Genomic DNA, 25,374 nt, shown 5'->3' with positions numbered 1-25,374 from the left:
GGGTCTCAGTTCAGCGCGATGCGCGCAGCCTCGAGGCTGTTGGCGCCGTGGAGGATGGCGTCGGCAAGGGCTGCCGTTTCGCCGAGCAGGTTCTCGGCGAAGAAGCGCGCAAGAGCGATGCGCTGCGGCTGACGGCCATCCTCCACCACGACCGCCGCACCCTTGGCGAGAAGCACGCCGGAGAGGACGAGGCCGAAGAGGCGTTGGTAGGCCGTGGCACCGGCAAGGGCTGCCGCCAGGCGTCCGGCGGCGAGTTCGGACTGGAGCCAGTCGGTCGCCGTGATCAGTTCGCCGATCGCCTTGTCGAGACGCGCGGCGGTTTCGCCCCATGCGCCCTTGTCTCCCTCGACTGAGGTCACGGCTTTCGCGATCGCTGAGAGTTCGGCAATCAGGCCGCGCACATGGGCGCCATCGCCGAGGGGCAGCTTGCGGGTGACGAGATCGATGGCCTGGATGCCGTTCGTGCCTTCATAGATCGGCGCGATGCGCGCATCCCGCAGCAGGCGGGCGGCGCCCGTTTCCTCCACGAAGCCCATGCCGCCATGAACCTGGATGCCGAGCGAGGCAACCTCGACGCCGACATCCGTCGGGAAGGATTTTGCGATCGGGGTCAGGAGCGCTGCACGATCCTGCCAATGACGCTTCTCGTCGCCTTCAGCCTCGTGGGCGCGATCGACCGCCTCCGCACAGAGATAGGTGATGGCGCGCGACCCCTGCGTCAGCGCCTTCATGGTCAGAAGCGTGCGGGCGATATCGGGATGATCGATGATCGGGCTGGCCGTGGCAGCGCCGGGGGCCTTGCCCTGACGGCGCTCCCGCGCATAGGCGAGCGCACCCTGCGTGGCGGCTTCCGCCATGGCGACGCCCTGGGCGCCGACCGCGAGGCGGGCATTGTTCATCATGGTGAACATACAGGCAAGCCCGCGATTTTCCTCGCCGATCAGATAACCGACGGCGCCCGGCTCCTCGCCGAAGCGGCCGTCGCCGTAGATCATGGTGCAGGTGGGCGAGGCATGAATGCCCAGCTTCTCCTCGATCGAGTGACAAAAGAGATCATTGCGCGCGCCAAGCGTCTCATCTTCATTGACGATGAACTTCGGCACGAGGAACAAAGAGATGCCGCGCGTCCCCTCGGGCGCATCGGCCAGGCGGGCGAGAACAAGATGGACGATATTGTCCGTAAAGTCGTGTTCGCCCCAGGTAATGTAGATCTTCTGGCCGAAAATCCGGTAGGTGCCGTCGTCGCGGCGTTCCGCACGGGTGCGCAGCGTACCCAGATCCGAACCGGCATGGGGTTCGGTCAGGTTCATCGTGCCTGTCCACTCGCCGGAGACCATCTTCGGCAGGAAGCGGGCCTTGAGCGCATCGGAACCGTGCGCGGCGAGCGCTTCTGCAGCACCGGCGGTCAGCATCGGCGCCAGCGCGAACGCCATCGAGCCGCCGTTCCAGATTTCCATCGCGGCGATCTGCAGGCGGTGCGGCAGGCCCTGCCCGCCCGCCTCCATCGGCGCGGCGAGGCCATTCCAGCCGGCGGCAGCCCAGGCACGATAGATCTCCGGCCAACCGGTCGGCGAGCGGACCTCGCCATTGGCAAGCTTTGAGCCCTCCTTGTCCCCGCGCGCGGCGGCCGGCGCGATCGTCGCGTCACAGAAGCGGCCCGCCTCCCAGATCACGGCCTCCACGATATCCGCATCGACGGACGCGTCGCCATCGAGACCTGCGATATGATTGAGCGTGAACAGAATGTCGTCCACAGGGGATGTGTACATAAGGTTCTCCTGCCTTTGCCGGCGCCCACCCGTCTTCTCCTGCGCCGCGGGTCAAATTATTGATTTTTACGTAAACGTCAACTGGGAGATGCGCGATTGATCGCTAATGTTCCCGATCTCCCGGCCCGGTTCGCGAGGCTTCATTTTGCCTTGCAACGAAACTGTCATAGAACGTCGATACAGCACGACTCCGACTGCCGGAAATTCTGTCATGAACCTCGTTTCTCCCGAAATTCCCGGCCTCGTCTGGGCCTATCGCTTCCGCCCGGGACAGGGCCGCGGCGAGCGCATTTCCGCGGATGCGCCATTGGAGACGTTGACGGAGGGCGAAGGCTGGCTCTGGCTGCATCTGGCGCTGAGCGACGCGCGCACGCCGGCGCTGATCCAGAAGATCTGCGACCTGCCGCCGGACGCGCTGGCCACCCTGTCGAGCCATGATACGCAAGCCGCGATCACGACCGACGAAGCCATGGTGCACGGCACGCTGGTCGATTTCGAGCGCACCTTCGACCAGATGACGAAGACCATCGGCTGGCTGCATTTCGTCGTGACGGACAAGGTCATCGTGACGACGCGGCTGCATCCGCTGCGCAGCATCGACCGGGTGAAGGCGGCGATCGAGAAGAACCCGCGCTGCCTGCGGCCGATCGACCTTTTCGAGATGATGGTGATCGAGTTCCAGCGCACCCTGATCGGTCTCGTGCTGGAACTGACGGAGGAGCTCAACGTCATCGAGGACGAGGTCTATGGCGAGGCGGGGCACAACGACCAGCCGCGGCTGGCGCCGCTCCGCCGCACCGCCGTCCGCCTGCACCGGCATCTGCGGACGCTGCTCGCTCTTCTCAGACGCGCCGCGGCATCGGACGAAGACGAGGTTCCCACGGGCTTCATCGACGTCGCCGAACGCCTGACCGACCGGCTGGAGACGGTCGACCGCGACGTCTTCGCGCTGCAGGAACGGGCGCGGCTGCTGCACGAGGAAATCGACAGCAAGCTCTCCTCCGAGACCAACCGCCACCTCTACATCCTCTCGCTGATGACGGCCTTCCTGCTGCCGCCGACGTTGGTCACTGGCTTCTTCGGCATGAACACCAGCGACCTCCCGCTGGCCGGCGGTATCCACGGCACCCTCATCGCCGGCGTTTTTATCGTCATGTCCATGGCCTTTGCCTGGACCATCCTGAAACGGATCGGGATTCTTTGACACAGAGGTCATAACGCGCAAAAGGCACCGGGGAACCGATGCCTTTTCCGTATTCAAGCCTGCAGGTTCAGCCGATCAATACGGCGAGTTGCACTGGCGACGGGGACCGTTGTTGGGCTGGTAGGTGTTGTCGTAGGCGCGGTAGGAGCGATAACGATCCTGGCACCAGGCGACATGGCTGCCACCGACGCGGGCCGGGCGGTCGTTGTTGATGGCGCCGCCAATGATCGCGCCGGTCGCGAAAGCTGCGAGCGGGAACCAGACCCCATTGTGTTCACGGTAGCCGCGGCGGCGTTCGCGATAGCCGCGATGACCATTGTAGTAGTAGGCATCGCCACGGCGATGCATGCCGCGACGGCGCCAGTCATCTCGGTAGCGATCTCTGTACTGCACGGGCTCGACGGCGTTTGCCGTCTGAACAGGCTTCTGGACCGGAATCGGAACCATGGCCTGGACGGGGACGAATGATGTGACGAAAAGCGCGGCCGAGAGGCCTGCGGCCGAAAGGAGCTTTGCGTTGAAGAGACCCATTGTTTCCTCCGTGGATTTTTATCGAACGACGGCGAGGCGCACGACATTCACTGGTCTGACAACGGCCGGAATCGTCGTTAGTTCCCTCTGTGACGGACGCATGACGGCCCTAGGCGGCCAAAATTAACGGCGCGTTAACCATGTGGGCGCAGCATTGTGCGCATGCGAAACATCGCCCGAACCATTGCCGGCGCGTTCACTCCCTCCCCTCTCGGGCGATGGCCAGTCGTGGCGCTGAGCCTCCTCGTGGCGCTGGGCGCCGTGTTCTCGCCGCAGCCTGGCCTTGCCGTCGATCTGGAGCCCTGGAAGACGCCGGAGCCGGCGCTGGTCATCGATGCCTACGAACTCAACATCGTCGACTGGCAGGAGATGCTGAAGGACAAACGGATCGCGGGTTTCGTCTCGAAAGCCTCCGACGGTCTGCCGGAGAGCTTTTCCTGCACCGGCGACCACGAGGGCGATACGTTCGCGCACTGCAAGACGATGTGGCGGAAATATGCGGTCAGCCGCGAGCTTTACCAGACGCGGCGCATGGTGGCGCGGGCAAGCGGATTGCTCTGGGGTGCCTATCACCTGGCGCGGCCCGGCAACCCGATCGAACAGGCGAACCACTTCCTCGACTATGCCGAACCCGCGGCCGACGAGCTGATGGTGCTCGACATCGAGGGTATCGACCCTGACAATTTCATGTCGCTCGAGGATGGCGAAATCTTCGCGCAGCATATCAAGACGCGCACGGGCCGGTATCCGATGCTCTACACCAACCACTCGACCGCCCGCCACATCGCCGACAACCGCGCGCTCTATCCGATCCTCTCGCGTCTGCCGCTCTGGTACGCCCGCTACAAGCCGGGCATCCGCAACGTCTTCCCGATGGGCAACTGGGACAGCTACGCCCTCTGGCAGTTTTCCTCCGGCGCCAACTGCAACAAGCGCCGCTGTCCCTACCGCGTCAGTGGAACCCTGCCCGATATCGACGTCAACGTGGCGCCGATGGATGCCGCGCGGCTGAAGGTGGAATGGGCGAAGGGCGAGCTGCTGCCGGAAAAACCGCTGCCTCCGGAGCCCGCACCAACCCTCGGCCCGCCGGTCATCATGCTCGTCTCGGCCAACGGCACCCGCCCTGCCTGCATCGGCACGCAAGCGACCGGCGTGGACGCGATGACGACCTCCTCCATCGGCGGTCGGGGCGCGCGGATCGCCTTGCGCTAGAATACCGACAAGCTGCGGCACGTTGTCTGAAGGCGCAGTTTCCCCACCCTCGGTCATCGTATCAGGCCGTCTCGCCGCTCAAGCCTCGATCTGCACGTCCGTCAGCGGGCGGGAGCAGCAGGCGAGGATGTAGCCTTCTTCGATGTCCTCGTCGAGGATGCCGCCATTGTGTTTCATCTCGACCTCGCCCGAGATCTTCATGACGCGACAGGTGCCGCAGAGGCCGCTTTCACAGGCGGCGCCGATGCGCACGCCGGCGGCGCGGGCGGTCTGGAGGACGGTCTGGCCGGGGATGCATTTCGCGTCCTTGCCGGCCATGGTGAAGGTGATGGTGGGGGCGACGATCGGCTGGTCGGTATCGGCCTCGCCGGCAGCATCGCCAGGACCGGCGCGGACGGCGAGTTCATCGACGTTAGGGGCTGCCGCCGGCTGGAAGCTTTCCTCGTGGTAGCGGGCCATGTCGAAGCCGGATGCCTGCAGCAGTTCGCGCACGCCGCGCATGAACGGTTCGGGACCGCAGCAGAACACCGTTCGGGACATGAAATCGGGCGTCAGCAGCGCCACCTTGGCGGCATCGATGCGGCCGCGCAGGCCGTGCCAGCCGTGGCGGGGCTCGTGGCCTTCCACGACGAAGCCGAGCGACAGGTTCGGCATGCCGGGGCTAAGTGTTTCCAGCTCGGCCCGGAACAGCAGATCGTCGGGTCGGCGGGCGCAGGAGACGAAGGCGACATCGGTCTGCGGCGCGCAATCGGAAAACCAGCGCGTCATCGACATCATCGGCGTGATGCCGGAGCCGGCAGAGACGAACAGGTATTTCTCGCCGGGATAGCGCACGAATGAGAAGTCGCCGAGCGGGCCGAAGGCCTTCAGCGTCATACCGGGACGCAGGTTGTCGAACATCCAGCGGGTGCCGATCGACGTCGCCTGCGCCTTCACCGTGACGGCGATGGAGAACGGGCGCGAGGGTGTCGAGGACAGCGTGTAGGTCCGCATCACCGGATTGTCGGCCGTCACCGGAATTTCGAGCGTGACGAACTGGCCCGGCAGGTAGCGGAACCAGCCGTCGCGATCCGACTTGAACACGAAGGTCATGACGTCGGGCGCCTCGAGCGTCACCGCGATGCATTCGAGCAGGTGCTGGCGATCGTTCCAGGGCTGGAGTTCGTCGAAGTGACGGAACGGCGACACGATACCGGTTCCCTGAACCATGCCTTGGCCCACGCCCATACCTTGGCCCATGCTTGTCTGGCTCATGTCAGGCCACGCGCACGAGCGGCGCGCGGACGCCCGTCAGGCGCTCCTGCATGAAGTTCGTGTACCACTCGACGAACTGCATGACGCCGCCTTCGTGCTCGGGCGAGTAAGGGCCGGGCTCATAGGCCGGCGAGCGGATGCCGAAGGCGTTTTCCTCGACGATCTGGCGGTCCTGATCGTTGGTCTCGGTCCAGACGTGGGTCAGTTCCTCGAGATTGTAATCGACACCCTCGACGGCATCCTTGTGGACCAGCCACTTGGTGGTGACCTGCGTCAGTTCGGGCCCGAGCGGCAGCACGCGGAAGGTGATGGCGTGGTCGGCCAGCACATGGTTCCAGGTGCTTGGGTAATGGAACATCAGCAGCGTGCCGATATGGCTCTGGGGCACGGCGTCGGACAGGCGGCGCTTGACGGCGCGGGCGCCGGACATGGTGTAGCTTTCGGCATCCTGAATAAGCGGCATGCGGGCGACGCGGAACTGGCCCGTCGCATCGATGCGGAATTCGCTTGGCAGACCGGAGGCTTCGCAGCGGCTCCAATGCTCGGAGATGACGGGATCGTCCTTGGCACCCTGCACGCCGGTTGCCGACGGCGCCTCGGGATAGGTGCGGCAGAGCTCCGGGTGGTTGCTGGCGCAGTGGTAGCACTCGCGGTTGTTTTCCCAGACAAGCTTCCAGTTGCCCTTCTCGACAATGGTGCTTTCGAACGCGACCTTCGTGTCCTTGAGATTGTGCGGCGCGAGGTAGGACGTGACCATGTCGCGCACGGGCGCAAAATCCAGCGGCTCGGCGGCCAGGCTGATGAAGATGTAGCCGGCAATGGTCTCGCAGGCGACGGGCTTGAGGCCGTGGGCGGATTTGTCGAAGTCCTCGCCCATCTGGCGGGCGAACATCAGCTTGCCGTCCAGCTCGTAGGTCCAGTTGTGATAGGGACAGACGAGCCGCGCCGAGGCGCCTTTGGCCTGCGTGCAGACGCGCGAACCGCGGTGGCGACAGGCATTGTGCAGGGCATGGATGGCACCCTGGCGGTCGCGGGTGATGACGACGGGATAATCGCCGATCTGGACCGTGAAATAGTTGCCGGCCTTGGGGATCTCGCAGTCATGGCCGATGAAGAGCCAGTCCTTGTACCAGATCTCCTGCAGGTCGAGCTTGTAGAGATCGGGATCCGTGTAGAATGCCTGCTCGAGGCTGTGGGTCTCGCGCCGGTTCCGGAGCGTGCGGAGCACTTCGCTGCGAAAATCCATGTTCCCGTTCCTTTATCCCACGGACCTCGCCAAGAGGTCGCAATCCCAAGGCCCGCTACAGGCCAACTTCAGGGCTGGTATGGCCGGGAAAGCCCTTCGAAGCTCACACCCGGCAACCCGCCGCACCCAGACATTCACATCAAAGTCCGTAACATTGGCACATCAAAGTCCGTCACATCGCCCCAAGACAGGTGTCCGGGCTCAGGGGCATCTCGCCATGCCGACCCTGGGGATGCTTAACCCCTGACAAGGATCTGCCGGCTTCATGCTCCACCACCGTTGCGGGCGCAGCGCCGGGTTTCGACCGGCTTCCCAATGTCTCCGGATCCCTTTGAAACCGGTGCCTTGAGCCTCTCACTCTAACGCCGCGCCGGCCGATTTCAGAGGCCAAGAAGCGACACGCGATTTGAGAAAGACGACACGCGCATTTGCGGACCATTTTTGCGGCTTCGTGCGTCGATCCTTCAAGATAAACAACGAGATGTACGAAATTTCGGCAGATGTCGCTTTTCCGGTCAGGCCGATGCGTCGCTGCCGGGTGCGCATTTGCGACATCGAGGAGCGCGCCCCTGCCGCCATCCCCGGCGGCGAATGGCCGGATGACGCAAGCCTCGCGCCATGGCGGGCCCGTAAGACCATGCAAAAGGAAGATCATCCATGCTGGACCAGACCATGGCCAACCTGCGCTACTTCGATGATGCCAAGGCTCCCAAGGAACCACGCGGGGGCGTGTACACGGATTACCTCCGCACCGGCCGGATCAACCGCCAGACGTCCGAGGCGCGCGCCGCAAAGCGCTACCTGACGCACAAGGAAGTGGCCGAGCGCACGGGCCGCAAGCTGGAGGCCGCCGGCACGCTCGCCTACGACCGCATCAACGGCTTCCACGCGTCGATCCGCTTTCCCAAGATGATCTTCCACCGCACGCTCGATGGCAGCCCGCATCTCGGCTACTGTCATGTGACGGCAGCGCGCACCAAATTCGCGGACTACGACGATGTCCGCTGGTCGTTCTACATGGCCAACTTCTTCTGCGAGATCGGCAAGGACGAACACTTCTTCGACGATGTCCGCCGCGGATATTCGCGCATGTATTTCGCCGTCGCGATGGACCTCGACCGCGAGCAGGGCAAGCTCGTGATCAACCGGACCGTCCGCGACGGCGGCCTCCTTTTCCGCACGCAGGACCCGAAGACGGCCCTGAAGAACGTGCTGATGCTGGGCGCCCGCAACGACGCCCTGCGCACGATCATCCGCGCGCTCTGAGACGCTTTGCAGCCGTTATCGTTTTGCACTAAGACTGCCACCTCAATGGGCGGAAGCGCGAGACGGCATGGCAGAGATCATCGAAACGAGCCTCGACCGGGTGCGGGCGCTGGAGCGCGCCGTGGATGTGCTCGGCCAAGGCCGGCCGATCGCGCTGCCGACGGAGACCGTTTACGGGCTTGCGGCCGACGCGACGCGAGCCGATGCGATTGCCTCGATCTATGAGGTGAAGGGCCGGCCGCGTTTCAACCCGCTGATTTCGCATGTGTCCGACATGGAAATGGCCGAAAGCCATGGCGTGTTCGATCCCGTTTCGCGTCGGCTGGCGGAGGCCTTCTGGCCGGGGCCGCTGACGCTGGTGGTCGCGCGGGCGCCCGGCAGCGCCGTGCATGCGCTGGCGACGGCCGGGCTCGATACGCTCGGGCTTCGGATGCCGGCCGGTTTTGCGCGCGAGGTCATTTCCGCCTTCGGCAAGCCGCTGGCAGCGCCCAGCGCCAACACGTCGGGGCGGATTAGCCCGACGACGGCAGCGCATGTGGCCGACGATCTCGGATCGGCCATCGACCTCATTCTGGACGCCGGACCGGCGGGCATCGGGCTCGAATCGACCATCGTCAAGGTGGAGAACGGCCAGCTTCGCCTGCTGCGTCCCGGCGGACTGGAGGCGGCCGACATCGAGACTGTGGCCGGGCAGCGGCTTTTGCGGCAGGATTCAGCGGGTGCCACTTTGGAGGCGCCGGGCATGCTCGCCTCGCATTATGCGCCGGGTGCCGCCGTGCGTCTGGATGCGACGGATGTGCGGCCGGGCGAGGCCCTGATCCGCTTCGGGGGCATGGCCCTTCCCGGCGAGGCGGCGGCGGTGATCGTGCTCGATCTGAGCCCATCCGGCAATCTGCGGGAAGCCGCCGCCAATCTCTTTTCCTATATGAAGCAGGCGGACGCCACGGGCGCCCGGACGATCGCCTTTTCCGCCATTCCGAGCCAAGGCCTCGGCGAGGCCATTCGCGACCGGCTGGAGCGCGCGGCGGCCCCGCGCTGATCCTGCCATCTTGAGAGCACCGTCATGACCAACACCGTCCCCTCTCCCGATCTCGTCCAGCGTTTCGTCGATCTCGTCGGCGGCCATGCGGAGGTGGGGGCCGATGTCGAGGATCGCTATCTCGTGGAAACCCGCGGGCTCTATCGCGGCACGACGCCGGCGGTGCTGAAGCCTGCCAACGTCGCGGAGGTCTCGGCGATCCTGAAGCTTGCCAGCGAAACCGGCGTCGCCATCGTGCCGCAGGCGGGCAATACCGGCCATGTGGCCGGGCAGATCCCCCGCACGGGGGCGGCCGACATTCTCCTGTCGCTGGAGCGGATGAACCGCATTCGCGACGTCGATCCGGTCGGCAATGTCATCGTGGCGGATGCCGGCTGCATTCTCGCCGACATCCAGACGGCGGCCGACCGGGTGGACCGGCTGTTTCCGCTGTCGCTCGGCTCGGAGGGCTCCTGCCGGATCGGCGGCAACCTCTCGACCAATGCCGGGGGAACGGCGGTGCTCGCCTATGGCAATATGCGCCAGCTGTGCCTGGGCCTCGAAGTGGTGCTGCCGACCGGCGAGATCTGGGACGGGCTGCGCCGCCTGAAGAAGGACAATACGGGATACGATCTGCGCGACCTCTTCATCGGCGCGGAAGGAACGCTCGGCGTTATCACCGGTGCGGTGCTGCGGCTGTTTCCAAAGCCGCTCGGCCATGAGGTCGCCCTTGCCGGCCTGCGCACCGTCGAGGATGCGCTGGCGCTATTCGAGCGGGCGTCCACGCTTTGCGGGCAGACCTTGACAGGGTTCGAGCTGATGCCGCGCATCGGCATCGACTTTTCGGTGCGCAACATTCCCGGCGTCACGGACCCGATGGCGACGGTGCATCCCTGGTACGTGCTGATCGACATCTCCAGTTCGGACAGTGCGGAAAGTGCCGGGCGCACGATGGAGGCGCTGCTCTCCGGCGCCATCGAGAACGGGCTCGCGGACGATGCGATCGTCGCCTCCAGCGAGGCGCAGCGAAAGGCGCTGTGGCACATGCGCGAAAGCCTGTCGCTGGCGCAGCGGCCGGAAGGCGGATCGATCAAGCATGATGTGTCGGTGCCGATCGCCAGCATCCCCGCCTTCATGGCGCAGGCCGATGCGGCCGTGATGGCGGCGATCCCCGGCGCGCGGATCTGCTCCTTCGGCCATATGGGCGACGGCAACATCCACTACAACATTTCCCAGCCGGTCGGTGCCGACAAGCAGGCGTTTCTGGAGCGCTGGCGGGAGATGAACGCGATCGTGCACGGCCTCGTGCTGGCCCATGGCGGCTCGATTTCCGCCGAGCATGGCATCGGCCAGCTGAAGCGCGACGAGCTGGCGGAGGTGCGCCATGGCATAGAGATCGACCTGATGCAGCGGATCAAGCATGCCTTCGACCCGGCCGGGATCATGAACCCGGACAAGGTGTTGCAGATCAAGCCATAAAGCCGCGGCGGCCGTCGTCCTCAGCCACCCATGCGCAATTGCGAGATGGCGAGCAGCGATTCGCTGCTGATGCCGCCGCTTCCGGCCGTCGAGTTGAAGATCGCAAGCGCCGGAGACGTGTCCGTGTTGTTCTGGACGTCATAAAGTGCGGTAAACCGCTTCATCAGTTTTTCGAGCTTTTCCGGATCGCGCAGATCCTTAACGTCCAGAACCCGCTTGATGTATTCCGACTGTACATCGACGTTGGCACTGCTCATCTCTTCGGGAATGCTGTAGGCCGTCCGCACCACCTGCATCAGGGCAGTGTCGGCGAGAATGTCGAAGGTGGAGCCGATACCGGGCGCCATGCGGCGGAAGTAGAGCGCGAGACGGACGCCGGCATTGTCCTCGCCCTTCTGCTCTTCGAGCGTCTGATTGTAATAGAGGTCCTGCGTTTCCAGAAGACCACGGCGGGTCTGGATCTGGTTTTCCTGCGGACGAACCGTCTTGCCGGTCGCATCGAAGTTGAAGGAGGCGACGAGCGCGTGGTAGCGCGGGTCGGCCTCCGTGTTGATGAAGCTCTTGGGGTCGGAAACGTCCGATGTGAAGACCTTCTTCAGCTCGTCCTTCTTCACCGTCTTCGGATCGATGCCGGTTGCGACCAGGATGAAGTTCGTCATGCGCGGATCTTTCAGGAGATCGTCGAGCGTTTTGACCTTCTCCATCTGCGCGGCGTAGTATTTGGCCTCGTTCGTCGCGTCGGTCTTGTCCTTCTCCGTGCCGAACTGGCCTTTGGCCACCACATAGGCCTTGGAGATCTGCAGGATTTCGGACTCCGACTGCGCAAGCTTCGGCGCACCGACCTTGCCGTCGGCCTTGAAGTTGAAGGCGTTGGTCAGCTGGACGTAGCGGTCGTCCTTCAGCGTGTTGACGTAGCTCTTCGGGTCGTTGACGTCGCTGGTCAGAATCCTGCGCAGCTCGCGCGCGCTCTTGCCTTCGTTCTCCAGGCCGAAAGCCGAGAGCGCGACCTGCACGCCCTTCGGGTTGTTCAGCAGGGCATCGACGGTGGTGACCGTGCCGATCAGCTTTTTGTAGGCGGAGATCAGGGACTCATCCGTCGCATCCGCCGCATCGTTGTAGCGGTTCATGTAGTTTGCCGAGGCCGCACTTTTCTGCGCCGCCGTCTGGGGTACGTCGCCGGCCGCCAGGGTTCCGTCCGGCTTGAAGTTGAAGCCGGCGGCCAGCACCTTGTAGGCGGCGTTGTTTTCCGCGCCCGTCGTATTGGCATAGCTGGCGGGATCGTTGAGGTCGCTGGTGATGATGGCGTTGAGCACGCTCGATCCCGTTCCGCGCGGAATGCCGTAGGCCGTGATGATGAAGGAGCGCATGCGGCTGTCGGCCAGCAGGTCCGTCGCGGTCGTGAAATCGTTGACGTGCGCCTCGAAGTAATCCTTGTTGATCAGCGCGCCGGTGCCCGTGAGGCGCGGTGCGGAGGCGAAGTACAGCTCGCGCATCGAGGCCTTGTCGGCATCGCCCACGAGCGGGGTCGCGGACGGCGCGGTGCCGTCGCCATTGAATTTGAAGGCCGTCGCCATGGCCTTCAAATTGATGGCGAGGGTGCCCGCATAGTCCAGCTGCGCATATTCCGACGAGAGCGCCGCGACGTTGGCCGCCGTCTGGGAAAAGGGCGGCAGCTCGGCGTTGCGGGCATCGTAGATCGCCTGCTGTTCATTGATCTTCGCCTGGATGGCCGGTTGGTCGGCACCAGGCTGCGACAGGCTTGCGGTCAGCGACGCGATCTGCGCGGACGCGCTGGAGCGCTCGTCGTATTTGACGACCGTCGCCCGGATCTCCGCTCCGCGACCCGACAGCGCGTCGGCAGCGGTCTGTTGCAGCGTGTTGATGTAGCTTGCGGGGTCGTTGATGTCGCTCGTCAGGGCCTGGCGCACCTGCGTAAAATCGAAACTGTCGGGCTTCAGCCCGAAAAGCGGGAAGGCGTATTCGCGCAGACGCTCGTTCTGCAGGAACTGATCGACGGTCTTGATATTGCCGCCGACGGTCATTGCGTTGAAATAGTTCACTTCCGTGTTCATCGCGCTGTCGGCATTGGCGATATTGGCATTGTAGAGACCGATCAGCGCATCTTCCTGCGCGCCGGTCTGTGCCACGGTGGTCGACTTGTCGAAGCTGAAGGCCATCGCGAAATTGCGATAGCGATCGTCGCTCAGCTTGTTGGCATAGCTGGCATCGTCGTTGAGGTCGCTTTCCAGCACCTTGCGCATGAACGCCTTGGCGTAGGTCATGTCCTCGAGGCCGTGGGCCTTCATGGCGTAGGAATAGAGCCGGTAGTCGTCGAGGAAGGCATCGACGGTCGTGACCTTGCCGATGTTCTCCTTGTAATACTGGGTATCGCGCTCGACCATCTTCTGCTGGGAGATGCGATTGATGCTCTCCTTCATGTCTCGAACGACGAGATTATAGTCGAGATAGGTCGATGCCATTTGCCGCCCTGCCGCTTGCCGCCGCCGCGCGCTGGACACGCGCCGAAGGGCACGCGCCGGCAAGCCGCAGTCATGTCGCTTCACCATGACGGCTGCTGCTTGCGCGAGGCTTTTTGCGGAGAATGCGCGGTCGCGCGTTGACGTCTTCTAAACCGTAAAGCGTCGAGCTTTGCTAACCATCGGGGAATGCAAAGTTTTTTAACCGCGAATTTTAAGCGGTCTCAAACAGGCGCCGCCTATGTTGACCTCCATAGAAGACGAAAACGTCTCGATGAGAAAAGACCGGAAACCGGCTCTCAAAGGTAAAACAAGGGCGAAATGACATGCTGAAAACCGTTTCTCAACCTGCATGGGTCGATACCGAACTGCGGCTCGATCCGAAGCGTTTCCCGCAACATGCCAGCTTTGCGCTGCCGGGCAACCGGAGCAATGTGACGATCAGCCTCGACGAACGTGGCGCCGTGATGCGCAAGGTTCTGCCGTCGAGCGGCCTGCCGCTGTCCATCGCGCTGCCGGCGCGGGCCTTCAAGGGCGTTGCCGCCCGTGCCATCGACCATGGCGACGGCGAGGTGACGGTGACGCTGGAACTGCACCACGACGATCCGGACCTGTGCGTGCCACTTCTCGTCGCCCACGACCTCTCCGACATCGCCGCCGACTGGCGCGCCTGGTCGGAAGCCTACCGCATTCCGATGCTGATGGTGGAAGCCGACGGGGTCGCCCGGCCGCTCGACAACCATCTCGGCGACGTGAAGACCCATGCGATCGTCCCCCGCCGCCGCCATTCGCTTCACGCCCAGCGCCGCCCGCGCTTCCTGATGCGCCGCGCCACCGGCAGCCTCGGCGTGGCGATGAAGATCGACGGCTCCGAGATCATCGCGCGTCGCTGATATCTCCTATCTCTCCTCCAGTGCAAAAAGTCGGCCGTCCCTGCGGCCGGCTTTTTGTTTGTGGAGGGAGCTTGTTTCGTGGGGTTTGCAGAGGAACAATCATGGCGCCGTTCCTGTTGATTTGGTGAAACCACCAAGGAGGATGCCATGACAGCGGACAAGACAACGGACGATGCCGCCTCGACAACCCCGAAGACGGAGGCCGAGCGCGAACGGTTGCTGAAAGACGCGGACCAGAACAAGGTCGATAGCGACGATGGTGAGGACGAGGTCGTGCCCGATCCCGCCAACGACTGGCCGGCTGCCTGAACGGGTATGTTTTTTTGCGTGTGTGGGTGCGGGTCCGGCGGTGGTTTGGGCTAGGAAAAAAGACCCTCTCTGGCCTGCCGGCCATCTCCCCCACAAGGGGGGAGAGGATTCGGGGGACGCCCTGAGCTCTCATCTTGAACGTTTCTTATGAAGCGAGCGGCCCGCTCCGAGTCTTCTCCCCCCTTGTGGGGGAGATGGCCGGCAGGCCAGAGAGGGTCTTCCTTTTTAGACCAAGCAAACCCACACCACTTCTGCGAAAAAAGCCCCCTAAACCAGCCGAACCAGAAACGCCGCTGCCAGTCCTGCAAACACGATCAACCCGACCATGCCGTTGAAGCGGAAGAGTGTCAGGCATTGTCCGGCATCGTGGATGTCGAGGACGAGGATCTGGTAGAAGAGCATGATGGCGGCGGCGGCGAGCGCGAGGTAGGCGAGTGGACCCGCACCGGCCAGCGCGAAGGCGAGGCACAGCAGGACGATGGTGAGGCCGTAGAGTGCGACCAGCCAGGGTTTGGGGCGCTCTCCGAAGCGCCGCGCGGTGGACCGTACGCCGACGAGTTCGTCGTCCTCGCGGTCCTGATAGGCATAGATCGTGTCGTAACCGACCGTCCAGGCGATGGCGGCGAGGTAGAGCACCACGGGTGCGGCCGCGAGGCTGCCGAACTCCGCTGCCCAGCCCATGACCGCGCCCCATGAAAAGGCCATGCCGAGAAAGAACTGTGGCCAGTCGGTGAAGCGCTTGGCAAACGGGTAGATGGCGACGAAGCCGAGCGAGAGGATGCCGAGCACGATCGAGAAGCCGTTGAACTGCAGCAGCACCACGAGGCCCACCAGTGCCTGCAAACCCATGAACAGCTTGGCGTTGCGGCGCGACACCCGGCCGGACGGCAGGGGGCGCGAGCGCGTGCGGGCGACGGCCATGTCGATCGTCTCGTCGACGATGTCATTATAGGTGCAGCCGGCACCGCGCATCGCGATCGACCCGATGAGAAACAAAGCGAGATGCAGGACGAGGCGCCCGACCGAGGCCGTGCCATCCAACGCGGCCGTATTGGCCGCCAGTGCTGCCGACCAGAAGCACGGCCACATCAGGAGCTGCCAGCCGATCGGCCTATCCCACCTAGCAAGCTGCGCATAGGGCCAGAGCGGCCGCGGCAGGATGCGGTAGACCCAGTTGGTCGAAGGCGCATCGAAGACGCGCCCGCTATCGGAAGGCATGGTGTTCATGCCCTCCTGTTTGCCGTCTCGTCCCCGGCCGGTCAAGCCGCTTGATCGGACCGATCAAACTGGCTTGAACGCGCCGATCAAGCCGGCTTAATCGGGAGATCAGAAGGGCTTGATAACGACGAGAAGCACGATGATCAGCATGGTCACGAGCACGATGGTGCCGGCATGGCGGGCAAAGGCCGGCGGCAGGCGGCTTGGGTCGGCGGCGGTGCGGCGCAGCGCGCCGGAGAGCATGCCGTGCAGCGCCGAGAGAAGGACGACCAGCAGCAGCTTTGCGTGCAGCCACGGCGCCGTGAACCAGGCGCCCTGCCAGGCCGCGATGAGGCCGAACAGCCAGGTCAGACCCATGGCCGGCGAGGTCACGCGCCCGTCCCAGCGCCGGACGGCTGTGATGACCGCGGTCTCGCGGTCGGTGCGCGGACACTGCGTCCGCGCCAGCCAGAGATGGATCGCCGACAGGAGAACCATGCCGCCCATCCAGGCAACCATGGTGGCGACGTGGAGAGATTTGATCAGAAGATAACTCAAGGCGACGTCTCCTATGCGCCATCCTCGACCCGGATCGGTCGGATGGCCCTGTGCAATGTCTCGATACGGCGCGTCGGCCGTTGCCGCGAACACCCGATATCGCCCCTACCGTGCCCTGTGATGGACGTCTTCCGCAAGGTCTTTTCGTAAGGGCGGCGAGACCTTTCTCAAGGCTTTACCGCGCCCGTTCTCCCGGTAAAGCGCCGTAAAGTTTCAGCAAGTTTTACAGTCTATTCTGCCCCACGACGATCGAAGGGAAGCCGGATGCGACAGGGACTTGCGGCGACAGCGCTTTTGCTGGGGCTTTTCAGCTGCACGACACTGGCGCGGGCGGAAACACTGAACCTTCTGATCTGGGAGGCCTATATCGACCAGGCCATTCTCGATGCCTGGACGGCCTCGACCGGCATTGAGGTGCGACAGATCTATTTCGATAGCGGCGACGCCCGCGACGAGATCCTCGCCGACCCCAACAGCAATATCGACCTGACCGTCGTCGGCGAGAACGGCAGCGCCCTTTTCGGCAAGCGCGGCGTCCTTGCGCCTCTCACGACGGAGGACGTGCCGTCGCTGACGGACTATGCGACGCAGTGGACGTCGCGCTGCGGCGGGTATGGTGCGCCATACCTCTGGGGAACCATGGGGATCGTTTACCGTTCCGACAAGGTAACAACCACGCCGACCTCCTGGAAGGATCTCATGCAACCGGCACCTGCGCTGAAAAAGCACATCGCCATGTATGACGACCACAACGAGGCCTTCATCGCGCCGCTGATCCTGCTCGGCAAATCGATCAATGCCAATGACAGCGACACGCTGAAGCAGGCCTTCGAGCTGATGAAGGGACAGGCGCCGTCCGTGCTGACCTACACCTACGTCATCACCGCCATCGACAATCCGGACTACGGGCGCGACATCTACATGGCGCTGGCCTATAGCGGCGACCAGAAGGTGCTGAACGAGAAGGCGGGCACACCCGGCGTCTGGCGCTATGCCGTCCCGCAGGAGGGCACGCTGTCCTGGCTCGACTGCCTGGCCGTCACGGCGGCCTCGCCGCGCAAGGCGCAGGCGATGAAGCTGGTCGACCATATCCTCTCCGCCAAGAGCGCTGCCCTGAATGCGCAGACGCTCGGCATGCCCACGGCCAGCACCGCGGCGCTCGCGCTCCTTCCCGAGGCGATGAAGAACGATCCCGCCATCTATACGCCCGCCGACATCATGGAGAGGAGCCAGTACCAGACGGAGCTTTCGGTTTCCTCGATCCAGACGCGACGACGGATCATCAGCGCGATGGCGAATTTCCAGTGACCCTTGGCAAGCGCGCAGTCTTCCTGATCTTTCCCATCGTGCTTGCCGGATATCTTCTGGCGGCCTGCCTCGTCTATGTCGTGGAAAGCAAGGCCCTGCTGTCGCTCGAACGGGCGCGGATCTTCCAGCAGCTCGACCATGCCGAGGCGCTGTTTCGCACGGACGCGAACCAGAGCCGCAGCTTCCTCTACTCCCTGCTGGAGGGCAACGCCGTCCGCCTGTTCGCATCCGAGCCGGATGCCAGCTACCGCAACACTGCTCTGTCGCTGCGCATCCAGGAATCCATCCGCTCGCTGTCGGACGACATGCGGGCCTATATCTCGTTCTCGATCATCCAGCCGGACCTCTCGATCGGCTATTATTTCGAGAATAGCGACGACCCCTTTGCCGACATCAGCCCGGCGCAAACGGCGCTTGCAAAGACGCTGTCGGCAAGCGAGGCCCTGCGCAACTGGACCTTTCTCAACGACGGCACGAGCCGGCCGCTCGTCGTCTATTCCGAATTCATCGACCCCACGACCTTCAGCCGCGCGCTGCCGAGCAACAAGAACCGGGCGCTCCTGGTTCAAGTCGCCATCCAGCCAGACCAGTTCCTGGCAATGCTGAGATCGCTGAAGACCGAATATGGCACCGAGCCTCTGTTCATGCCCGAAGCACCGAAGACGGCGGCACCGGGCGAACTCTCGGCCTCCGTCGAACTGATCCCGGCGCTGCATCTGACGCTGCGCGTTCCCCAGGCGTATGCGTCGGAGGCGCTCTGGCAGCTGACACTGGTGCTGGGCGTCGGCACCATCGGCATGAGCCTCATTTCCATCGGTCTGATGATCACCCTCATCCGCCGCTTCATCACCGATCCCATCGCCGCACTCGACCAGCAGGTGACCGCCGTCATGGACGAGCGGAGCGAACAGATCGTCGCGGCTGGCGGCGATGGCGAGATCGGGCGGCTGACCGGCAACATCAAGAAACTGCACGACCAATCGTCGAGCGCGCTCCGCCGCGTGCAGGAAGCCTCCTGGACCGACGCGCTGACCGGCATGCAGAACCGCAGCCGGTTCAACGTGCTGGCCGGGCGGATCGTGCAGGATGCCGTCGCCGGCCGTGGCAGCGCCGCCCTTCTCTTCATCGACATCGACCACTTCAAGTTCGTCAACGACAAGCATGGGCACGAGGTCGGCGACGAACTGCTGTGCGTCTTTGCAACGCGGGTGCACGATGCCGTGGCACCCATCATGCAGCAGCGCGCTTTGCCGGAACCCATGCTCGCGCGCCTGTCGGGCGACGAGTTCGCCGTGCTCATCCAGGCGGAACCGGGCACCGGCGCGATCCGCGAGGCGTGCGACGCGATCCTCGCGCTGTTCACGAACGGTTTCGAGGTTCAGGGCAAGATCTATCCCGTGACCGCCAGCATCGGCGTCGCCCTCTGCCCGCGCGATGCGGAAAGCGTCGCCGCGCTGATTTCCAATGCCGATGCGGCGATGTACCAGGCCAAGACCAGCGGCAAGAACCAGTCCTCGCGCTTTTCGCGCAATCTGCAGGACAAGCGCGACCGGGTTCGCCAGATCCAGGAAGAACTGCGCGTGCTCGATCCGGACGAGCAGTTCCACCTCGTCTACATGCCGATCGTGGATCAGGCAGGCGCCGTCACCGGCTGCGAGGCGCTTCTGCGCTGGACCTCGCCGACGCTCGGCCGGGTGACGCCGGACGAGTTCGTGCCGATTGCGGAAAGCTCCGGCCAGTTCACCAAGATCGACTGGTGGGTGGTTTCCCGTGCCATGGCCGACTACGGCAAGATCTGCGACATGTTCGGGCCGCAGGCGGTGCTGGCCATCAACATTTCCTCGGCCGAGCTGCACTCCCGCAGCATCGGCGACCATTTCTCGCGGGAAGCTGCCCGTTACGGCATCGCGCCGGACCGGATCGAGATCGAGCTGACCGAGACCTATGCCGTAAAGCTCGGCGACCAGCTGCATCGCAACATCGAGGCGCTGCGCAGCCGCGGCTTCCGCATTTCCATCGACGATTTCGGAGCGGGCTATACCTCCGTGCAGCAGATCATCGAATATACAGCCGACACGATCAAGCTCGACCGGGCGATCGTCGAGACCATGGCGACGCCGGATCTCTCGCCCGCCCTGACGGCGCTGATCGCGCTCTGCCACGCACGCGGCATGGCGGTCATCGGCGAGGGCGTCGACAATGAGCGGAAAGTCGCGTTCCTCACCCGTGCCGGCTGCGACTTCTTCCAGGGCTACCTCATCTCCAAGCCGCTGGCGCTGGACGAACTCGGCATCTGGGCGCTGCACCGGCTGGGCGGGACGGCACTGGGACCGCATGACGAGCATGGGGCGATGATCGGCCCGCGCAAGCAGGGCACGCTGCGGCTCCTGTAAAGACGGCAGACATTCCCGCGTGACATGCCCCGGCAGCCGTGGCGGCACGGGATAGCGGGCGTTTTTCCTTGACCCGGGGGGAGCGCCGCCTTAACCGCAACAGCACGGTTGCTTCCCCGGTTGCTTCCCCCATTGTTTCAAGGACGAGACACGATGAAGGTATTGCTGATCGGTTCGGGCGGGCGCGAACATGCCCTGGCTTGGAAACTGGCCCAGTCGCCTCGCCTCACCCAGCTTTTTGCCGCGCCCGGCAATCCCGGTATCGCGGACGTGGCAACGCTGATCGAGATCGACGTCGAGAACCACGAGGCGGTCCTGTCCTTCTGCCTCAGCGCCGGCATTGAGTTCGTCGTCGTCGGCCCCGAGGCGCCGCTGGTCGCGGGCCTTGCCGACATGCTGCGCGCGGAAAACATCCTCGTCTTCGGCCCTTCCCAGGCGGCGGCCCAGCTCGAGGGCTCCAAGGGTTTCACCAAGGATATCTGCGCCCGCTACGGCATTCCGACCGGCGCCTATCGCCGGTTCACGGACGCCGCCGCGGCGATCGCCTATATCCACGCGCAGGGCGCGCCGATCGTCATCAAGGCGGACGGGCTTGCGGCCGGCAAGGGTGTCACCGTCGCCATGACCGTCGAGGAGGCCGTTGCCGCCGTGGAGGACTGCTTCTCCGGCGCGTTCGGGGCGGCCGGTGCCGAAGTCGTGGTCGAGGCCTTTCTCGATGGCGAGGAAGCGAGCTTCTTCTGCCTTTGCGACGGGACCAACGCTCTGCCGCTCGGCTCGGCGCAGGACCACAAGCGCGTCGGCGACGGCGATACCGGGCCGAATACCGGCGGCATGGGCGCCTACTCCCCCGCGCCCGTGATGAGCGCCGAAATGGTCGAGCGCACGATGCGCGAGATCATCGAGCCGACGCTCGCCGGCATGGCCGAGAGCGGGCACCCCTTCGAAGGCGTTCTCTTTGCGGGGCTGATGATCACCGAAAAGGGCCCGGAACTGATCGAATACAATGTGCGGTTCGGCGATCCGGAATGCCAGGTGCTGATGATGCGGCTGAAGAGCGACCTGCTGCCGCTGCTGCTGGCGTCGGCCACCGGCGAGCTGGCCGGGCTCGAGGCCGAGTGGCGCGATGACACGGCGCTGACCGTGGTGATGGCCTCCAAGGGATATCCAGCGGCCTACGACAAGGGCACGCCCATCGCCGCGCTGCCGGCGGAAGAGGCTGCGATGAAGGTGTTTCACGCGGGCACCGCGCTGAAGAACGGCGCGCTGGTTGCGACCGGCGGGCGCGTGCTCAACGTGACGGCCATTGGCGACACCGTGGAGGCTGCGCGCGATGCGGCTTACGCGGCCGTGGACAAGGTTTCGTGGGAGAACGGCTTCTGCCGGCGCGACATCGGCTGGCGCGCGATCGGCCGCAACGTCTGACACGCGCTTTCGCGCGGTTCATTCAAACTTTACCAATTCTCCTGACGGGTCCGTAACGGCCGGCCGGTAGTGTGCTCCCGAACCTGTGGGAGAAGACTATGCGCGGATTTCTGCTGGCGGGCCTCGCTTTTGCCTCGGCCATCCCGGCCCTGACGCCGTCGTCGGTGCTCGCCTCTTCGATCGAGTATCTCGGCACACCGCCGGCATCGGCGCCGAGCGTGACGGTGCTGCACTGCACGGATTGCCCGGCCCTCAAGCCCGATGCGCGCGCAGTGACCTATGTCGTGCCCGATCTTGCGCCCGGCACGGACCGCACCGAAGTCAAGGATATCAACGGCGAAATGAAGCTCGTCCGGGCGGAAGCCTGGCTGGGTGGCTCGCCGGTGACGTTCGTCAGCAAGGCGTCCGACGAGCAGATCCGGATCGCGCGCGGGGAACCGGCCATGCCGCCCCTCACCATTCTCGCAACGGCGGCAGGCGATGCCGGAGGCGGCGCAGCCGCGGCGACCAGCATGAACGTGGCGGTGGATGCGGCGATGACGACGGCCTCGCTGAGCCCCGCGACCGCGGTCTCGATCGCCTCGGCCTCGGTGGCCTCTTCGCCGTTGGCCGATCAGGCTCCCGCCGAAGCCGAATCATCTTCACACGATTTTGATGGGCAAAGCCTTCAGCTTCGGCTAAACTGATCCTGACTTCCAGTCCCTGCCCTCTCCGGCCTCCAGGCCTGACGGGCAAGCGCCTTACATCAAGGCGGAAAATTGCGTCCCTGAGAGAAGCAGGGGCGCAATTTTTTTGAGGGCTACCCTCCCCTAAAATCAGGAGCCGTCGATCTCTGCGGCCAGCGCCTCGATTTCGTGATCGGCGAAGACGCGGATGCCGTTGCGGCGCAGGAGTGCGGCGGCAACGCCCTCCCCTTCGTGTTTGCGCCCGGAAAACCCGCCATCATAGATCATACGCGAGCCGCAGGACGGGCTGCCGTCGATGAGCAGGGCGTGGGTGCAGCCGGTTTCGAGCGCCAGCTTCAATGCATTTTCCGCCGCCTGCCGGAAACCTTCGGTGATATCGCCGCCGGTCGCCTCGACGACGCGGGCCTCGCCCGAGAGGACGTCGCCGCCGCTCCGGCCGCCAGCGATTTCGGCGGGGGGACGCGGCACCGGCATGCCAGCCGACATTTCCGGACAGATCGTCACCAACCGGCCTTCCGCCTGCCAGCGGTCGAGGCTGGCATGGCGCAGCGGCTTGGCCTTGCCGTCGTAGCGGACGGCATGGCCCATGAGGCAGGCGCTGACGAGAATTTTACCCCGCGCAGCCACCGCCCGCTCAGCCGGCGATGCGCGAGAAATCGGCGACGGTGCCGGTGGCGGCGCGGATGCGGCCGAGAAGTGCCAGGCGGTTTGCCCGGATCGCCGGGTTCTCGTCATTGACGAGGACATCGGCGAAGAACCGGTCGATGGGGGCGCGCAGCGTCGAGAGCGCTTCCATGGCGGAGCGGAAATCCTCGCGCGCGACGGCTTCGGCAGCGTCCGATGTCGCGGTGCTGACGGCCGCGTAAAGCTCGCCTTCGGCCGGAAGGGCAAACAAAGCCGGATCGACAGCGTCGGTGATAACAGCACCCTTCTTTTCCTCGGCCGCCAGAAGCTGCGTCGCACGCTTGGTGCCGGCCAGCAGGTTCAATCCCTCCTGCGACGTCACGAACGCCGTCAGCGCCTCGACGCGGCGAGCGACCATCAGGAGGTCGTCGTTGGTGGCGGCGGCGTGCCCCTCATCCGACCCTTCGGGCCACCTTCTCCCCGCCTGCGGGGAGAAGGACGCGGCACCCTCAGCGCTCTCCTCTCCTTCTCCCCGCCTGCGGGGGGAAGGTGCCCGGAGGGCGGATGAGGGGCCGGCCGCAAGCACGGCATCGATCAGGTCGTGACGGGCGCCGAGATCGCGGAGATAGACCTTGAGGCGGTCGTGGAAGAAGGTGAGGAGGTCGGATGACTCTTCAGAGTCAAATTTGAAGGAATGAAGCGTCAAGTGAACGCCCTCCTTCGCTTTTTCGATCACCTGAGCTTCCCAATATGGCCTCAATTTCCTCAGAGGACCACGAACCCCTATGCCGCCTTTGCTTTGATCCTGAATGGTCGCAAGCGAATCTTGCAGAACGCGGGCCCCATGAGAAGCAAAGACCTGCAAAAGGCTCACACGGATCTTCCGCTCGAACATGATTCTCAGCACACCCAAAGCGTGGCGGCGCAGCTGATAGGGGTCTTTGGATCCCGTTGGCTTCTCCTCAATAGCCCAGAAGCCAATAAGAGTGTCGAGTTTGTCGGCTAGGGCTAGAGTCGATGCAATTGCATCAGCCGGTACAGTATCGGTCGGCCCCTGGGGCTTGCGGTGTTCGGCGATCGCCGTCGCCACCGCGTCGTCTTCGCCCTGCAACAGAGCATATTTGCGGCCCATGATGCCCTGAAGCTCGGGGAACTCGCCGACGGCTTCGGTGCGCAGGTCGGCTTTGGCGAGCACCACGGCGCGATCGACCAGCTTCGGGTCCGCGCCGGTGACGGCGCAGAGGTCGGCGGCGAGGGCGCGGATGCGCTGCACGCGTTCGCCCTCGGTGCCGAGCTTGGCATGGAACGTCACGTTCAGCGCGTCGAGCTTCGCCATGCGCTGGTCGAGCGGCTTTGCGAGGTCGAGATCGAATTTTTCGGCGGAGGCGCGGAGCGTCTCCAAGTCGGGCAAGTCGCGCTGGTCGCGCGTCCAGAAATGGCGGGCGTCGGAGAGGCGGGCGCGGACGACCTTGCCGTTACCGTGCACGATTTCCTTGCCGCCGTCCTTCGCCTCGATGTTGGAGACGAGGATGAAGTGGTTGGAAAGGGTATCCTCGCCCGGGCGGCGGGTGACGAAGCACTTCTGGTTGGTCTTGATGGTCAGGCGGATGATTTCGGAGGGAATCGAGAGGTCGCCTTCATCGAAGGTGCCCATGAGCACGACCGGCCATTCGACGAGGCCCGCGACCTCCTCGAGCAGCGCGGGGTCCTCGACCAGTTCCAGCCCGCTGGCAAAGGCGAGATTGCCGGCGTCGGCGGCGATGATCTCTTTGCGCCGCTCGGCATCCAGCACGACCTTGGCCCGTTCGAGTTTCTCGATATAGTCGGCAAAGCGGCGGACCGTGATCGCGTCCGGCGCGTGGAAGCGGTGGCCATAGGTGACGTTGCCGGCGACCAGACCGTCGACCTCGAAGGCGATGACCTGGGTCTCCTCGTTTTCAGGGCCGAAGGTGCAGACGATCGATTGCAGCGGGCGCACCCAGCGCAGCGCGCCGGGGCGGGTGGAGGCGACGCCCGAGCGCATGGAGCGGGGCCAGGGGAAATTGCGGATGATGCCGGGCATCACGTCGGCGACGATCTCCTCGGCGGCGCGGCCGGGCTTCACCAGATGCGCGACGTAGAAATCGCCCTTCTTCGGGTCGGAATGGACATGCGCATCGCTGATGGAGGCGAGGCCTGCGGCGCGCAAAAAGCCTTCGATGGCCTTTTCGTTCGCATCGGTGCGCGGCCCCTTCTTTTCCTCGCGCACATCGGCGGAGCGGGCGGTGACGCCGCGAATGTCGAGCGTCAGGCGGCGCGGCGTCCAGTACTCGCGGGCGCCCTCATAGGTCAGGCCCGCCTCGACCATGGCGTCCGTCAACAGCTTCTTGAGGTCGCCGGCAGCCTTGCGCTGCATGCCGGCAGGGATTTCCTCGGAGCGGAGTTCAAGCAGAAGATCGGGCATGGCACTCAGACTTTTCGGTAAAGCGAACGGATGCCCGTCGCCTTAGCAATCCCGCTGCGAAAAGTCACCATGATAGGCGCGGTTT

The 25,374-nt window shown here is 64.5% G+C and carries 20 protein-coding genes and 1 riboswitch; of the genes, 11 read left to right on the top strand and 9 right to left on the bottom strand.

Going from position 1 to position 25,374, the window contains the following annotated elements; genetic code table 11:
- Positions 1-5 precede the first annotated feature (5 nt).
- Complete coding sequence (locus G8E10_RS24460; protein ID WP_167131016.1) at positions 6-1,769, bottom strand: acyl-CoA dehydrogenase family protein; 1,764 nt, start codon at positions 1,767-1,769, stop codon at positions 6-8.
- A 211-nt stretch (positions 1,770-1,980) separates the two neighbouring features.
- Between G8E10_RS24460 and G8E10_RS24455 the strand changes: the two genes are divergently transcribed.
- Positions 1,981-2,973, top strand: coding sequence for a transporter (locus G8E10_RS24455; protein WP_132663698.1), 993 nt, complete (start codon positions 1,981-1,983; stop codon positions 2,971-2,973).
- A 75-nt stretch (positions 2,974-3,048) separates the two neighbouring features.
- Here G8E10_RS24455 and G8E10_RS24450 read toward each other — a convergent pair whose 3' ends face one another.
- Positions 3,049-3,504, bottom strand: coding sequence for a BA14K family protein (locus tag G8E10_RS24450; RefSeq protein ID WP_167131015.1), 456 nt, complete (start codon positions 3,502-3,504; stop codon positions 3,049-3,051).
- 234 nt (positions 3,505-3,738) lie between these two features.
- Here G8E10_RS24450 and G8E10_RS24445 point away from each other — a divergent pair, with 234 nt between their 5' ends.
- On the top strand, positions 3,739-4,716 hold the full coding sequence (locus G8E10_RS24445; protein ID WP_281517797.1) for a glycoside hydrolase family 25 protein: 978 nt from the start codon (positions 3,739-3,741) through the stop codon (positions 4,714-4,716).
- A 78-nt stretch (positions 4,717-4,794) separates the two neighbouring features.
- Here G8E10_RS24445 and G8E10_RS24440 read toward each other — a convergent pair whose 3' ends face one another.
- The gene (locus G8E10_RS24440) at positions 4,795-5,925 is read right to left on the bottom strand and encodes an FAD-binding oxidoreductase (RefSeq protein WP_167131034.1); all 1,131 of its coding nucleotides are present in this window, start codon (positions 5,923-5,925) and stop codon (positions 4,795-4,797) included.
- A gap of 46 nt (positions 5,926-5,971) precedes the next feature.
- Positions 5,972-7,216, bottom strand: a complete 1,245-nt coding sequence (locus tag G8E10_RS24435) for an aromatic ring-hydroxylating oxygenase subunit alpha (protein WP_132446472.1) — start codon at positions 7,214-7,216, stop codon at positions 5,972-5,974.
- A 169-nt stretch (positions 7,217-7,385) separates the two neighbouring features.
- A riboswitch (cobalamin riboswitch) is annotated at positions 7,386-7,579 on the bottom strand.
- A gap of 309 nt (positions 7,580-7,888) precedes the next feature.
- Between G8E10_RS24435 and G8E10_RS24430 the strand changes: the two genes are divergently transcribed.
- The 3 genes from G8E10_RS24430 (at position 7,889) to G8E10_RS24420 (ending at position 10,979) form a co-directional block, all read left to right on the top strand.
- The gene (locus G8E10_RS24430) at positions 7,889-8,482 is read left to right on the top strand and encodes a DUF6656 family protein (RefSeq protein ID WP_110727773.1); all 594 of its coding nucleotides are present in this window, start codon (positions 7,889-7,891) and stop codon (positions 8,480-8,482) included.
- 67 nt (positions 8,483-8,549) lie between these two features.
- Positions 8,550-9,521 carry an L-threonylcarbamoyladenylate synthase gene (locus G8E10_RS24425; RefSeq protein ID WP_167131013.1) on the top strand — a complete coding sequence of 324 codons (972 nt, stop codon included), beginning with the start codon at positions 8,550-8,552 and terminating at the stop codon, positions 9,519-9,521.
- A 24-nt stretch (positions 9,522-9,545) separates the two neighbouring features.
- Complete coding sequence (locus tag G8E10_RS24420) at positions 9,546-10,979, top strand: FAD-binding oxidoreductase (protein ID WP_167131012.1); 1,434 nt, start codon at positions 9,546-9,548, stop codon at positions 10,977-10,979.
- A gap of 20 nt (positions 10,980-10,999) precedes the next feature.
- On the opposite strand, the gene G8E10_RS24415 is transcribed toward G8E10_RS24420, so the two are convergent.
- Positions 11,000-13,459, bottom strand: coding sequence for a DUF1217 domain-containing protein (locus G8E10_RS24415; RefSeq protein ID WP_167131011.1), 2,460 nt, complete (start codon positions 13,457-13,459; stop codon positions 11,000-11,002).
- 323 nt (positions 13,460-13,782) lie between these two features.
- Between G8E10_RS24415 and G8E10_RS24410 the strand changes: the two genes are divergently transcribed.
- Positions 13,783-14,349, top strand: coding sequence for a DUF6101 family protein (locus G8E10_RS24410; RefSeq protein ID WP_167131010.1), 567 nt, complete (start codon positions 13,783-13,785; stop codon positions 14,347-14,349).
- A gap of 147 nt (positions 14,350-14,496) precedes the next feature.
- Positions 14,497-14,658, top strand: a complete 162-nt coding sequence (locus G8E10_RS24405) for a hypothetical protein (RefSeq protein ID WP_165916875.1) — start codon at positions 14,497-14,499, stop codon at positions 14,656-14,658.
- Between the two features lie 267 nt (positions 14,659-14,925).
- Here the strand turns inward: G8E10_RS24405 and ubiA are convergent, their stop codons facing one another.
- Together ubiA and G8E10_RS24395 are read right to left on the bottom strand one after the other, a co-directional pair.
- Positions 14,926-15,885 (bottom strand): 4-hydroxybenzoate octaprenyltransferase, encoded by a 960-nt coding sequence (ubiA, locus tag G8E10_RS24400; protein WP_167131009.1) that lies wholly within the window; start codon positions 15,883-15,885, stop codon positions 14,926-14,928.
- Positions 15,886-15,984: 99 nt separating this feature from the next.
- A complete protein-coding gene (locus G8E10_RS24395; RefSeq protein ID WP_167131008.1) occupies positions 15,985-16,413 on the bottom strand; it encodes a CopD family protein in 429 nt (142 codons plus the stop codon).
- Positions 16,414-16,677: 264 nt separating this feature from the next.
- On the opposite strand from G8E10_RS24395, the gene G8E10_RS24390 reads away from it, so the two are divergent.
- From G8E10_RS24390 to G8E10_RS24375, 4 genes are all read left to right on the top strand, one after another.
- Positions 16,678-17,721 carry a polyamine ABC transporter substrate-binding protein gene (locus G8E10_RS24390; RefSeq protein WP_167131007.1) on the top strand — a complete coding sequence of 348 codons (1,044 nt, stop codon included), beginning with the start codon at positions 16,678-16,680 and terminating at the stop codon, positions 17,719-17,721.
- Entirely contained in the window at positions 17,718-20,114 is a 2,397-nt protein-coding gene (locus tag G8E10_RS24385) for an EAL domain-containing protein (RefSeq protein WP_167131006.1), read from the top strand. Before G8E10_RS24390 ends, G8E10_RS24385 begins: the two co-directional genes overlap by 4 nt.
- A 153-nt stretch (positions 20,115-20,267) precedes the next feature.
- Positions 20,268-21,536 (top strand): phosphoribosylamine--glycine ligase, encoded by a 1,269-nt coding sequence (gene purD, locus G8E10_RS24380; protein WP_167131005.1) that lies wholly within the window; start codon positions 20,268-20,270, stop codon positions 21,534-21,536.
- A 98-nt stretch (positions 21,537-21,634) separates the two neighbouring features.
- Positions 21,635-22,222, top strand: a complete 588-nt coding sequence (locus tag G8E10_RS24375; RefSeq protein WP_167131004.1) for a plant virulence effector HPE1-like domain-containing protein — start codon at positions 21,635-21,637, stop codon at positions 22,220-22,222.
- A gap of 129 nt (positions 22,223-22,351) precedes the next feature.
- Here G8E10_RS24375 and G8E10_RS24370 read toward each other — a convergent pair whose 3' ends face one another.
- Positions 22,352-22,849, bottom strand: coding sequence for a 2-thiouracil desulfurase family protein (locus G8E10_RS24370; RefSeq protein ID WP_343289875.1), 498 nt, complete (start codon positions 22,847-22,849; stop codon positions 22,352-22,354).
- A 7-nt stretch (positions 22,850-22,856) separates the two neighbouring features.
- On the bottom strand, positions 22,857-25,289 hold the full coding sequence (glyS, locus tag G8E10_RS24365; protein ID WP_167131002.1) for a glycine--tRNA ligase subunit beta: 2,433 nt from the start codon (positions 25,287-25,289) through the stop codon (positions 22,857-22,859).
- Positions 25,290-25,374 lie beyond the last annotated feature (85 nt).

Origin of the sequence: Ferranicluibacter rubi, from assembly GCF_011603255.1 — a bacterium.
Lineage (GTDB): Bacteria > Pseudomonadota > Alphaproteobacteria > Rhizobiales > Rhizobiaceae > Ferranicluibacter > Ferranicluibacter rubi.
This window is presented reverse-complemented; position numbering and strand designations above follow the sequence as displayed.